The organism is Nocardioides soli (genome assembly GCF_014191495.1).
Taxonomy (GTDB): Bacteria; Actinomycetota; Actinomycetes; order Propionibacteriales; family Nocardioidaceae; genus Nocardioides; species Nocardioides soli.
This window is the reverse complement of sequence record NZ_JACHWR010000002.1, coordinates 506410-518399: the sequence shown is the minus strand read 5'-3', so window position 1 is coordinate 518399 and position 11990 is coordinate 506410. Positions and strand designations below refer to the sequence as shown.

Annotated in this window: 13 protein-coding genes; 3 read left to right on the top strand and 10 right to left on the bottom strand. The window is 73.4% G+C overall.

Annotated elements, in window-relative coordinates:
- The first annotated feature begins 45 nt into the window (after positions 1-45).
- Positions 46-702, top strand: coding sequence for a hypothetical protein (locus FHU40_RS12965; RefSeq protein WP_183592734.1), 657 nt, complete (start codon positions 46-48; stop codon positions 700-702).
- A 119-nt stretch (positions 703-821) separates the two neighbouring features.
- On the opposite strand, the gene menD is transcribed toward FHU40_RS12965, so the two are convergent.
- From menD to FHU40_RS12950, 3 genes are read right to left on the bottom strand one after another with little or no spacing between them, the layout of a single operon-like run.
- On the bottom strand, positions 822-2387 hold the full coding sequence (gene menD, locus FHU40_RS12960) for a 2-succinyl-5-enolpyruvyl-6-hydroxy-3-cyclohexene-1-carboxylic-acid synthase (RefSeq protein ID WP_183592733.1): 1566 nt from the start codon (positions 2385-2387) through the stop codon (positions 822-824).
- On the bottom strand, positions 2384-3364 hold the full coding sequence (locus FHU40_RS12955; RefSeq protein WP_183592732.1) for an o-succinylbenzoate synthase: 981 nt from the start codon (positions 3362-3364) through the stop codon (positions 2384-2386). The genes menD and FHU40_RS12955 overlap by 4 nt, the downstream gene beginning before the upstream one ends.
- The gene (locus FHU40_RS12950) at positions 3361-4344 is read right to left on the bottom strand and encodes an AMP-binding protein (RefSeq protein WP_343057843.1); all 984 of its coding nucleotides are present in this window, start codon (positions 4342-4344) and stop codon (positions 3361-3363) included. Before FHU40_RS12950 ends, FHU40_RS12955 begins: the two co-directional genes overlap by 4 nt.
- A 44-nt stretch (positions 4345-4388) precedes the next feature.
- Between FHU40_RS12950 and FHU40_RS12945 the strand changes: the two genes are divergently transcribed.
- Positions 4389-5264: a 1,4-dihydroxy-2-naphthoate polyprenyltransferase gene (locus FHU40_RS12945; RefSeq protein WP_183592730.1), complete on the top strand. Its 876-nt coding sequence runs from the start codon at positions 4389-4391 to the stop codon at positions 5262-5264.
- Between the two features lie 19 nt (positions 5265-5283).
- Here the strand turns inward: FHU40_RS12945 and FHU40_RS12940 are convergent, their stop codons facing one another.
- Positions 5284-5544, bottom strand: a complete 261-nt coding sequence (locus FHU40_RS12940) for a DUF4229 domain-containing protein (protein ID WP_183592729.1) — start codon at positions 5542-5544, stop codon at positions 5284-5286.
- Positions 5545-5587: 43 nt separating this feature from the next.
- On the opposite strand from FHU40_RS12940, the gene FHU40_RS12935 reads away from it, so the two are divergent.
- Positions 5588-5797 (top strand): hypothetical protein, encoded by a 210-nt coding sequence (locus tag FHU40_RS12935; RefSeq protein WP_215526334.1) that lies wholly within the window; start codon positions 5588-5590, stop codon positions 5795-5797.
- A gap of 14 nt (positions 5798-5811) precedes the next feature.
- On the opposite strand, the gene ccsB is transcribed toward FHU40_RS12935, so the two are convergent.
- The 6 genes from ccsB to hemL are packed head-to-tail and all read right to left on the bottom strand — an operon-like array spanning position 5812 to position 11743.
- Positions 5812-6822 (bottom strand): c-type cytochrome biogenesis protein CcsB, encoded by a 1011-nt coding sequence (gene ccsB, locus FHU40_RS12930; protein ID WP_183592728.1) that lies wholly within the window; start codon positions 6820-6822, stop codon positions 5812-5814.
- The gene (gene resB, locus FHU40_RS12925; RefSeq protein WP_183592727.1) at positions 6819-8393 is read right to left on the bottom strand and encodes a cytochrome c biogenesis ResB family protein; all 1575 of its coding nucleotides are present in this window, start codon (positions 8391-8393) and stop codon (positions 6819-6821) included. The genes ccsB and resB overlap by 4 nt, the downstream gene beginning before the upstream one ends.
- The gene (locus tag FHU40_RS12920) at positions 8390-9151 is read right to left on the bottom strand and encodes a cytochrome c biogenesis CcdA family protein (protein WP_183592726.1); all 762 of its coding nucleotides are present in this window, start codon (positions 9149-9151) and stop codon (positions 8390-8392) included. The genes resB and FHU40_RS12920 overlap by 4 nt, the downstream gene beginning before the upstream one ends.
- Positions 9144-9725, bottom strand: a complete 582-nt coding sequence (locus FHU40_RS12915; RefSeq protein ID WP_183592725.1) for a TlpA disulfide reductase family protein — start codon at positions 9723-9725, stop codon at positions 9144-9146. Before FHU40_RS12915 ends, FHU40_RS12920 begins: the two co-directional genes overlap by 8 nt.
- Positions 9722-10405 (bottom strand): histidine phosphatase family protein, encoded by a 684-nt coding sequence (locus tag FHU40_RS12910; RefSeq protein WP_183592724.1) that lies wholly within the window; start codon positions 10403-10405, stop codon positions 9722-9724. The genes FHU40_RS12915 and FHU40_RS12910 overlap by 4 nt, the downstream gene beginning before the upstream one ends.
- 12 nt (positions 10406-10417) lie before the next feature.
- The gene (hemL, locus tag FHU40_RS12905; RefSeq protein ID WP_183593787.1) at positions 10418-11743 is read right to left on the bottom strand and encodes a glutamate-1-semialdehyde 2,1-aminomutase; all 1326 of its coding nucleotides are present in this window, start codon (positions 11741-11743) and stop codon (positions 10418-10420) included.
- Between the last annotated feature and the right edge of the window lie 247 nt (positions 11744-11990).

Below are 11990 nucleotides of genomic sequence, written 5' to 3'. Positions count from 1 at the left end.
CATTGTTCCCGGCGGCCGCCGGGCCCGCTACGTAGCGTTCTCCTCGTGGTCGATCTCCTGCTGCCCAGCCCGCTGCTCGGCCCGGTGACCTGGACGCCGGTGGCCCGGCTGCTGGGCGCGCGCGTGGCGGACCCCTCCGGCGCGACCCGGCCGGAACGGGTGCTCGCGGCGTACGAGCGGGCGGCCGAGGGCCTCGACGACGTCGTGCTGGTGCCCCACAGCAACGCCGGGCTCTACGCGCCGCTGCTCGCCGAGCGGCTCGGTGCCGTCGCGACCGTGTACGTCGACGCCGCGCTCCCGGGCTCCGGGGGCTCCGTGCCGCTCGCGCCCCCGGCGTTCCTGGAGTTCGTGAGCGGTCTGGTGCGCGACGACGGGCTCCTCCCGCCGTGGACAGGGTGGTGGGACGCCGCGGACCTCGACGGCCTGTTCCCCGACGCGGCGACGCGAGCGGCGGTCGAGGCGGAGCAGCCGCGGCTGCCGCTGTCGTACTTCACCGCCCGGCTGCCGGTGCCCGCCGGCTGGGCCGAGCGGCCGAGTGCCTACCTCGCCTTCGGCGACACCTACGCCGAGGAGGTCGCCGCCGCGACCGGGCGCGGCTGGCCGGTCACCGCGATCCCCGGCCGGCACCTGCACCAACTGGTCGCGCCCGGCGAGGTGGCCGCGACGATCACGTCGCTGGTCGAGCGGGCAGGCGGGCGGTGAGCTGGCAACCTTCTGCCCCGGGCGAATGGTTGCTGGGTCACCGCAGCCCCGGCCAGCGGTGAGCAGGCAACCTTCTGCCCCGGGCGAATGGTTGCCCACTCACCGCCGGCCGGACAGCCTCAGGGTCGCAGCGCCCGGATCCGCTCGTCGAGGGAGCGCCGGTTGTCGCGGCGCACCACGACCTCCACGACCTCGATGCCGCCGTTGGGCGAGGCCAGCGCCTGCTCGAGCTCGGGCAGCGACCCCACGCGCAGGTGCGGGGTCCGGGTCGCCGCGCACAGCGCGCCGAGGTCGACGCCGTGCGGGGTGCCGAAGAGCCGCTCGTACTGTGCGGCGTACCGCTCCGCGCCCTGCTCGAGCATCGTGAAGATCGAGCCCCCGTCGTCGTTGACCACCACGATCGTCAGGTCGGGCACCGGCTCTCCCGGGCCGATGACCAGGCCGTTGGCGTCGTGCAGGAAGGTCACGTCACCGACCAGCGCGAGCGCCCGGGTGCTCTCCGGCCGGGCGAGGCTCGCGCCGATCGCCGTCGAGACGACCCCGTCGATGCCGGACAGGCCGCGGTTGGCGATCACCTTGCGGCGTACGCCGACCTCGTAGCGCGGCACCATCAGGTCGAGGTCGCGGATCGGGCTGGAGGCGCCGACGGTGAGCAGCCCACCGGGTGGCAGCGCGCGGGCGACCGCGCCGGCCACCTCGTGCGGCGTGAGGTCGGGCTCGGCGGCGAGCAGCGCGTCGAGCCGGCGCGCGACCGAGCGGTCGGCCGCGAGCCACTCGTCCAGCCAGCCGGTGCTGTCGGCGGCCGCCGCCGACGGGACCACCGGCAGCCGCTCGGAGACCGGGAACGGCCGCTCCGGCCACACTCCCCGGGTCGGGGTGTCGATCACCTGTACGTCGGCACGGCCCAGCAGCCGGCTCACCGGCCGCGACAGGGTCGGGTGGCCGCAGACGACGACCCGCTCGATCCGCTCGCCCAGCGAGGATCCGAGCAGCAGCCGGTACGTGCGGATCGCGTGGTCGCCGGTGCGGGAGCCGCTGGAGGGCTCGGCGAGCAGCGGCCAGCCGCCGTCCTGGGCGAGCATCCGCGCGGGCGGCCCGGCGTCGTCGCCGGCCACCACGACCGTGCGCGGGCCGGGCTCGAGCGCGACGTGCACGGCCGGCCGGACGCGCCGGGCCGGTGACCCCGCCGTGACCGACGGCGTCCACCGGTCGTCGGGCACGAGCGGCTCGTCGAGGGGCACGTTGAGGTGCACGGGGCCGGTCGTGCCCAGGTCGATCGAGACCGACGCGTCCTGGGTCGGCACCAGGGGTCCGAAGATCCCGACCTGGTCGGTGGTCTGGTTGGCGTTGGTGCCGCGCAACCGGGCCGGCCGGTCGGCCGTCACGACGACCAGGTCGACGTCGGCGTGCGCGGCCTCGAGGACGGCCGGGTGCAGGTTGGCGACGCCGGTGCCGGACGTGCAGACGACGGCGGCCCGGTGGTGGTTCTTGCTGAGCCCGAGCGCGAGGAAGCCGGCGCTGCGCTCGTCGATGCGGGTGTGCAGCCGCACCAGCCCGGCGGCCGCCGCGTCGTACGCCGCGAACGACAGCGGCGCGTTGCGCGAGCCGGGAGCGACCACGATCTCGGTGACCCCGGCCTCGATCAGGGCGGTCAGCACCGTGCGGGCCAGGTCGGTGGAGGTCACGAACGACGATCCTGCCGCACTCGGTCGTCCCTCAGGGCCAGCACCTCGGCCAGGCGGGCCTCCCAGTGCGCGACCCGGTCGGGCGCGGCGGCGTACGTCGTGAGCAGCGACTCGTCGACGACCGGCGTCCGCACGGGCAGCTCGCCGTCGACGGGCAGCAGCGGCTCGGCGGCGAGGTCATGACTCAGCAATTGAACGGTTGCGAGCCCGCACGCGTACGGCAGCTCCGGCAGCGCCGCGGCCAGCGCGACCCCGGCGGCGATGCCCACACTGGTCTCCAGCGCCGAGGAGACGACGACGGGAAGGCCGATGTCCTCGGCGATCCGCAGGCAGGCGCGCACCCCGCCGAGCGGCTGCACCTTGAGCACGGCGACGTCGGCGGCGTCGAGGTCGCGCACCCGGTAGGGGTCGTCGGCCCGGCGGATGGACTCGTCGGCGGCGATCGGCACGTCGACCGCGCGGCGCACCCGGGCGAGGTCCTCGACGGTGGCGACCGGCTGCTCGACGTACTCCAGGCCGCCGGCGGCCCGGTCCAGCACCGCGATCGACGCGACCGCGGTATCGACGTCCCAGAGCCCGTTGACGTCGATGCGCACCCGGCCGTCCGGGCCGATGGCGTCGCGGACGGCCTCCAGGCGGGCCTGGTCGTCGGCGAGCGTCTGGCCCGGCTCGGCCACCTTCACCTTGGCGGTGCGGCAGCCGCCACGGGCGACGACGGCGTGCGCCTGCTCGGCGCCGACGGCGGGCACGGTGACGTTGACCGGCACCGAGTCGCGGACCGGCGCCGGCCAGTCCCCCGCGGCCGCCTCCTCCGCGCAGCGCAGCCACGGCTCGGCGACGGCTGCGTCGTACTCCAGGAACGGGCTCCACTCGCCCCAGCCGTGCCCACCGGAGTCCCCGGAGCCGCGGAGGAGGACGCCCTCGCGCACCGTGATCCCGCGGAAGCGCGTGCGCATCGGCAGCGACCAGACCCTCACACCAGGCCCCGTAGCGTCAGCCGGTCGGGCTTGCCGTTGGGCAACAGGGGGACCGCGTCGAGGGTGACGAGCTGGCGCGGCGCCCACGACCGCGGGTGCGCCTCGGCCACCCAGGCGCGGAGCTCCGCGAGCGACACCCCGCCCACCACGAAGGCCACCAGCCGGTTGCCCCACTCCTCGTCGGGCACGCCGAGCACCTCGGCCGCGCGGACGCCCGGGTGCTCGCGCAGCCGGGCGGCGACCGCCGGGGCGGGCACGTTGACGCCCCCGCTGACCACGACGTCGTCGACCCGTCCGAGCACCTGCAGCCGGCCGTCGTCGTCGAGTCGACCGGCGTCGGAGGTCAGGAACCAACCGCCGACGAGCACCTCGGCGGTGAGGTCCGGGTCGCCGTCGTAGCCGTCGAAGAGCGTCGGGCCGGCGATCCGGATCCGCCCGTCGGGACCGAGCGCGACGGCGACGCCGTCGAGCGGGTGGCCGTCGTAGACGCAGCCGCCGGCCGTCTCCGCGGAGCCGTACGTCGCGACCACGCGGACCCCGGACTCCGCCGCCCGGGCCCGCAGCCCGGCGTCGATCGGGCCGCCGCCGAGCAGCACGGTGTGGAAGCTGCGCAGCGACGACAGGTCGGTCTCCAGCAGCCGGTGCAGCTGGGTCGGCACGAGCGAGACGAACCGCGGCCCCGCCCCGAGCGCGGCCGTCGCGTCGGCGAACGACGGGTGGTCGTCGAGCAGCACCGGCGGGTGGCCGGCGACCAGCGACCGGCAGGCGACCTGCAGGCCGGCGACGTACGCCACGGGCAGCGCGAGCAGCCAGCGCCCCGACTCGCCGACCCGGCGCGCGCTCGCGGCCACCGACGCGAGCACGGCGCCGCGGGACAGCACGACTCGCTTCGGCCGGCCGGTCGAGCCCGAGGTCTCGACGATCCACGGCGCGGGGTCGTCGGCCTCGAGCCAGGCCGCGATCCGGTGCACGTCCTCCACCCGGTCGAGGCTAGTGCCCGGCCGGACTGCTTGAATCTCCGGTCGTGGCATCTCCTGCTCAATGGCTCGCCGGCGCTCGTCCCCGCACACTGCCCGCAGCCGTCTCCCCCGTCCTGGCCGGCACGGGTGTCGCGGCCTACGTCGACAGCGTCGTGTGGTGGAAGGCGCTGCTAGCCCTCGTCGTGGCGCTGGCGCTCCAGGTGGCGGTCAACTACGCCAACGACTACTCCGACGGCATCCGCGGCACCGACGCCGACCGGGTCGGACCGATGCGACTGGTCGGCTCCGGGGTTGCGTCACCGGCGGCGGTCAAGCGGGCCGCGTTCCTGGCCTTCGGCGTCGCCGCGGTCGCCGGGCTGGCCCTGGCCGCGACCACGGCGTGGTGGCTGGTGGCGGTCGGCCTGGTGTCGGTGCTGGCCGCATGGTTCTACACGGGCGGATCCAGGCCGTACGGCTACCTCGGCCTCGGCGAGGTCATGGTCTTCGTGTTCTTCGGGCTGGTCGCGGTCATCGGCACGACGTACGTGCAGACCGAGACCTGGGAGTGGGCCGCGCTCGCCGCGGCCGTCGGGGTGGGCGCACTCGCCTGCGCCATCCTGGTCGCCAACAACCTGCGCGACATCCCCACCGACACGGTGACCGGCAAGCGGACGCTCGCGGTCGTGCTCGGCGATCGCCGGACCCGACGGCTGTACGCCGCGCTCGTGGCCGCTGCTGCCGCCGCCGTGGTGGGCGTCGCCGCGCTCACCTCGTGGTGCGCGCTGATCGGCCTCGGCTTCCTGCTGCTCGCCCTCCCGGCGACGCGCACCGTGCTCGGCGGCGCGACCGGCCCGGGCCTGATCCGCGTGCTGCAGCAGACCGGCCAGGCCGAGCTGCTCTGGGCCGTCCTGGTCGCCGCGGCGCTGTTCGCCTGCTCGTGACCACCAGAGGGCGACCGGCTCAGTCCGCGTCCTCCTTGGAGCGCATCTCGTCGATCCGGGCGGTCATCCGGTCGGCGCGGTCCTGCACCCGGCGGGCCAGCGCCTCGCGGGGGCGGTTCAGCAGGAAGTAGGAGCCGACCCCGCTGAGCAGGAACGCGATGACGACCGCCCACAGCACCGGCACCTGGCCGTCGATGAGGAACCACACACCGACGACGACGCCGAACGAGCTCGCGAACAGCACGAGACGCAGCAGGGTGTAGATCCAGAACTCCTTCACGGGTTCAGGGTAGGCGTGACCAGGGAGGTCCTACGCTGGAGGGGTGCTGAAGTTCCTGCTCGTCGTGATCCTGGTCGCGATCGCCGTCTACCTGACGACCCGGTCGCTCCAGGGCCGTGGCGGCGCGCCGCTGCCGCGACCCCGGCCGCGCCGGCCGCAGCCGCCCCGCGTCATCGGGCCCGACGACGACCCGGACTTCCTGCGCGACCTCGACCGCAGGCGCCGGCACCCCGAGGATCCCGAGGCCGGCTGAGGGGTCGGGCCCGCTCAGCGTTGCGGGACGACCTCGATCTGCGCCGCGCCCCCGGCGTACGAGTGCTGCGAGGTGCTCGAGAAGTAGTTGATCCCGATGAAGTTGAACCACAGCGTGGCCATCCCGACGAGCGCGAGGATCGCGGCGTTGCGGCCCTTCCAGCCGGCGGTGGTGCGGGCGTGGAGGTACGCCGCGTAGACCACCCAGGTGATGAACGCCCACACCTCCTTGGGGTCCCAGTTCCAGTACGACGACCAGGCCTGGTGCGCCCAGATCGGGCCGGTGATCAGCACCGCAAAGGTCCACACCGGGAAGCCGAACGCGTGCAGCCGGTAGGACACCCGGTCCAGCGCCTCGGGCTGCGGCAGCCGGGCGACGTAGCCCGCCTGCTGGGGGCCCTTCTTCGCGAGCGAGCGGGCCTTGACCAGGTAGAGCGCGGAGGTGATGCCGCCGAGCGTGAACGCGCCGGTGGCGACGATCGCCGAGACGACGTGGATGACCAGCCAGTACGACGACAGCGCCTCGGTCAGCGGAGCGACCGGCGAGTAGAGCCAGATCACCGCGACCATCAGCACGCTGAGCACGAAGGCGAGCACGATCGGCGCCATCCAGGCGAGCCGCAGCTTGCGGTAGAGCACGACGTAGAGCGCCGCGACCACGAACGTGCCGGCCAGCGTGAACTCGTACATGTTGCCCCAGGGCACCCGGTTGGGGTCCGCGGCCATGCCCCGGGCGACCAGCGCCACGAGGTGGACGACGACGGCCATCCAGGTGATCAGGTAGCCGAGGCGGCCGAACAGCGCCGTACGCCGGACCCGGCCCTCGACGGCGGCGTCCTCGGGACCGGTGGCGACCGCGACGCCGCCCGGGATGTCGACGGAGTCGCGGGCGACCGCCCCCGCCGCCACCGGGACCTTGCGCAGCGACGCCCACTCGACCAGATGCGCCAGGAGCGCCAGGAAGTAGAGCAGTCCGGCGGCGGCGACCGCCTGGTTGCTGAGGCTCTCCCACGCTGCGTCGGTCACGACCGGTCCTCTCGTTGCAGGGCTTCGACGAGCTCGTCGACGACGGCCGCGACGTCTCCGCTGCCGGAGCGGTCGAGGGCGGCCACCTCGACCAGTGTGCCGTCCCCGTCTCGCCGGGCACGAACCCAGACCCGCCGAGGACGGATGAACAGCGAGCCCAGCAGGCCGATCAGGGACAGCACGACACCGGCCAGCGCGATCCACTTGCCGGGGGTCTGGCTGATCTGGATCTTGTTCCAGCGCTCGAGACCGTCGAAGCTCACCGTGCCCAGTCCGTCGGGCAGCTCGACGCTCTCACCCTCGCGCAGGTCGATGCGGTACGGCGTGCCGTCCTTCTTCGTCAGCATCGTCGTCCGGGACTTGTCGAGGGAGTAGACCGACTGGGGGGTCCCGTCGTTCATGCCCAGGTCGCCGGTGTAGACGAGCATCGAGACCATCGGGTCGAGCGGCTTGCCGAGCAGCGAGTAGTAGCTGCCGGTCTGCTTGGAGAACGCCACCGTCGGGTAGAACTCGCCCTCGAGCCCGATCTGGGTCGGGTTGGCGTCCGGCGCCTTGACGACGCCGATCGACTGCAGGCTCTGGCTGGTGGGCAGGAAGATCGTCGGCCCGTCGGTGACCACGTCGCCGTTGCCGTCCCGGATCGTGATGACCGGCGCGTAGCCGTGACCGATCAGGAAGATGTCGGTGTCGCCGATGGACAGCGGGTGGTTGACCCGCAGGTTGTAGGACTTCTCGGGTGCGTCGGGCGAGGTCTGGTAGGTCACGTGGGACTCGAAGCCGCGCGCCAGGCCGGCCCGCGGGCCCGTGGTGAGCCAGTCGACGTCGAAGTCGTCGATCTTGAACGAGAAGGGCTCCATCTCGTCGGCACGGAAGAGGCTGCCCGGGTTGAACTCGTCGTACTGGGTCAGGTTGTTGGCGAACCCGTAGTCGTTGCCGATCAGCAGGATCACGCCGCCCTTGTAGCCGAACAGCCCACCCAGCGCGAAGCCCACCAGCACCACCAGCACGGACAGGTGGAAGACCAGGTTGCCGGCCTCGCGCAGGTAGCCGCGCTCCGCCGAGATCGAGTCGTCGCCGTCGATCAGCCGGTAACGGCGCCGCTTGAGGGCGGCACGCGCGCGCTCGAGGATCTCGTCGGGGGCGTCCGTCGTCGTGTACGCCGCGTGGTCCGGCAACCGGGTCAGGTTGCGGGGCGCCTTCGGCGGCTGGGCGCGCAGGCCGCGCCAGTAGTGCACGGTGCGGGGCACGATGCAGCCGACCAGCGAGATCATCAGCAGGATGTAGATCGCCGAGAACCACGGGGAGTCGTAGACCGAGAACAGCCCGAGCCGCTCGTAGATCGGCGTCAGCTTGGGGTGGTCGTCCTGCCAGTTGGAGGTCTTGAGGGCGTCGACGCCCTCCTGCGGGATCACCGAGCCCGGGATCGCCGCGAGCGCCAGCAGGAGCAGCAGCACGAGCGCGGTGCGCATCGACGTGACCTGGCGCCAGATCCAGCGCAGCAGCTCGCGGAAGGTCAGGTCACCGGGCCGGCGGTCGTCCTCGGGGGGACGGGTGGAGAGGGCGGTGTTCACAGGGCGGTCTCCGTCGTGCCGACGAGCTGGATCTGCGTCCACGTCACGGCCTGGCTCCACCAGCCGGTCAGCAGCAGCACGCCGACGGCGATCAGCATCAGGCCGCCGGCCCGCATCACCCAGGCCTGGTGGCGGCGGATCCACCCGATGGCGGACAGCGCCTTCTCGTAGGCGAGGGCGGCGATCACGAACGGGATGCCGAGGCCGAGGGCGTAGAACGCGAGCAGGAACGCCCCCCGGCCGGCCGTGCCCTCGGTGATCGCGAGCGTGCTGATGACGGCCAGCGTCGGGCCGGTGCACGGCAGCCAGCCGAGGCCGAAGAGGAAGCCGAGGAGCGGAGCGGCCCCGAGGCCGACGGCCGGCACCTTGTGCACGCGCCACTCACGGCTGAGGAAGGGCAGCCAGCCCGCGAAGACGAGGCCGAGCACGATCGCCAGCAGCCCGAGCACGATGGTCAGCTGGCGCTCCCACTCGATGAGCCAGGAGCCGACCGCGCCGCTGAGCGTCCCGAGCAGGACGAAGACGGTCGCGAAGCCGAGCACGAAGAGCACCGAGCCCAGGAACATCCGGCCGCGCCGGGTGCCGGCGACGCCGTTGGCGAGGTCGGCGCCCGAGAGGCCGGTGGCGTAGGACAGGTAGCCGGGCAGCAGCGGGATCACGCACGGCGAGAAGAACGAGACCAGCCCGGCGATGATCGCGACCGGGACGGCCAGCGCGAGGGAACCGGAGAGCGCGGTTTCCCGGAACCAATCAACCATCGGCCGACCGCGGGGCGGGGGCGTCCAGGTCGCTCACGAGGTCGACGAGCGTCCGCTTCGAGGGCAGCTTGCCGATGATGCTCGCGGCGATCCGACCCTCCTCGTCGAGGATCACGAAGGCCGGGATGGTGCGCGGCCCGAGCGTGCCCTGGAACTGCAGCATCGCCTTGCCGTCCGGAGAGTAGAACGACGGGTAGGTGATGCCGTAGGTCCGCACGTAGGCCTGGGCCTCGGCGGTCGAGGAGTTGCGCAGGTTGATGCCGACGAACTGGGCGTCGGCGCCGATCTCCTCCGCGGCGTCCACGACATCCGGCGCCTCGACCCGGCAGGGCGTGCACCACGACCCCCACACGACGACGACGACCGGCTTGCCGCGGAAGTCGGCGATGTCGAGCGGGTTGCCGTCGAGGTCCTCGCCGGTGAGCTCCACGGCGTCCGCGCGATCGGCCGCCGCGACGGTGCGGATCGTGCCGTCGCCGGTGACGAAGCCCTTGTCTCCCGCACCCTGCAGCGAGGTGCAGCCGGTCACGGCCAGCAGCAACGGCACGGCCAGGCCGGCCAGGAGTCGCTTCACGGGCGCCGCTCCTCGGGTGCTCCGCCGGCCGAGAACGGCGCCTTGCGGTCCTTGGTCGGGATCAGATCGCCGGCGGGCTCGGAGTAGCTGACCTGGGTGATCCGGTCGCCGACGAAGTGGAACGAGGTGAGCGAGCAGAGCGTGCACTGGCGGCTGCGCGGGTCGTGGAGGAAGGAGCGCTTCTCGGCGTGCAGCCGGGTGATCCAGATCGGCAGCTGGTGGGAGACGATCACGGCCTCGTGCCCGTCCGCGTCGCGTCGGGCGTCCTCGACGGCCGCCATCATCCGCGCCACGACCTGCTTGTAGGGCTCGCCCCACGAGGGCGTGAGCGGGTTCCACAGGTGCCGCCAGAGCCGGGGGCGCTTGAGGATCGTCATCGCGCCCTCGCCGAAGCTGACGCCCTCGAACCGGTTGGTCGACTCGATGACCCGCTCGTCGGTCACGATCTCCAGGCCGCGCGCCTCGGCCAGCGGCCGCGCCGTCTCCTGGGCCCGCTCCAGCGGCGAGACCCGCAGGTGCACGATGTCGCGCCCGCCGATCGCCTCCGCGACCCGTCGGGCCATCTGGTTGCCGAGGTCGGAGAGGTGGAAGCCGTCGCGGCGGCCGTAGAGCACGCCCTCGGGGTTGTGGACCTCGCCGTGCCGGAGCAGGTGCACGACGGTGTCGGGGGTCTGGGTCACGGGATCGATCTCCTACGCCTGCGCGGCGGCCGCGGCGCGGGCCGCCCCGGGCAGGGCGTCGAGCACCGTCGAGACGGCGCGGTCGTCGTGGGCGGCGGACAGGAACCACGCCTCGTAGGCCGACGGCGGCAAATAGACCCCGGCGTCGAGCATGGCGTGGAAGAACGCGGCGTACGCCGCCGAGTCGGTCGTCGAGGCGTCGTCGAAGTCGCGGACGCGCCCGTCGACACCCGGGGTGAAGAAGATCGAGAACATCGTGCCGGTCGACTGCACGACGTGAGCGACCCCGGCCCGGGTGAGCGCGTCGGACGCGGCGACCTTGATCGTGTCGGCAGCCCGGTCGAGGTGGGCGTAGACCTCGTCGGTCGCGAGCCGCAGCGTGGCCAGGCCGGCCGTGGTGGCGATCGGATTGCCCGACAGCGTGCCGGCCTGGTAGACCGGCCCCTCCGGCGCGAGCCGGGACATCACGTCGGCGCGGCCGCCGAAGGCGGCCGCCGGGAAGCCGCCGCCCATCACCTTGCCGAAGGTCATCAGGTCCGGCCGCCAGCCCTCCACGGCGCCGTCGAGGCCCCACTGGCCCTGTCGACTGGCCCGGAAGCCGGTCATCACCTCGTCGCTCACGAACAGCGCGCCGTGCCGCGCGCAGGTCTCCGCCAGGAACCGGTTGAAGCCGGCCTCGGGCGGGACGACGCCCATGTTGCCGGGGGCGGCCTCGGTGATCAGGCACGCGATCCGGTCGGCGTACTCCGCGAACACCCGCTCGACCGCGGCCCGGTCGTTGTACGGCAGCACGAGCGTGAGCTCGGTCGAGGACGCCGGTACGCCGGGCGTGCCGGGCACCGCGAACGTGGCGAGGCCGGAGCCCGCGGAGGCGAGCAGGGCGTCGACATGGCCGTGGTAGCAGCCGGCGAACTTCACGACCACGTCGCGGCCGGTGAAGCCGCGGGCCAGCCGGATCGCCGACATCGTCGCCTCGGTGCCCGAGGAGACGAACCGGACCCGCTCGACCGGCGCACGCGCCGCGATCTCCTCGGCGAGCTCGACCTCCGGCTCGGTCGGCGCGCCGTACGACGTGCCGCGGGCGATCGCCTCGGCGACCCGAGCCTGGACCTCGGGGTGGGCGTGCCCGAGCAGCATCGGCCCCCAGGAGCAGATCAGGTCGACGTACTCGTTGCCGTCGACGTCGGTGAGCCACGCGCCCGAGGCGGACCGGATGAACCGGGGCGTGCCGCCGACCGCGTTGAACGCTCGGACCGGGGAGTTCACCCCGCCCGGGGTCACCGCTCTGGCCCTCTCGAAGAGGGCTGCGCTCGCGGTGGTGCCCGCCGTGGTTCGCACCGCGGTATCAGGGCTCGGTCGGCCGGTCACCGGGCCATTGTCCCCGAGCGGGCCAACCCGCCCCAGTCCAGGGCGGGGGACGGGCTCGGCAGCGTGGGCCAGGCCACGTGCGGGCGCACGGACGAGAACGTGTTTCACCGCCGCGACCTGCGGGAATGGTGGTCCTACCGACGAACGGCTGCACGTCCGGCCCAAGCGACGTACCGTAACCGGTGCAGGGTCCGGTCGTTTGATGTGCGTCACGCCG

What these genes read in the sequence shown, in the direction of transcription:
- FHU40_RS12920 (WP_183592726.1), bottom strand. Translation starts at nt 9,151, where the DNA reads ATGGTTGATTGGTTCCGGGAAACCGCGCTCTCCGGTTCCCTCGCGCTG.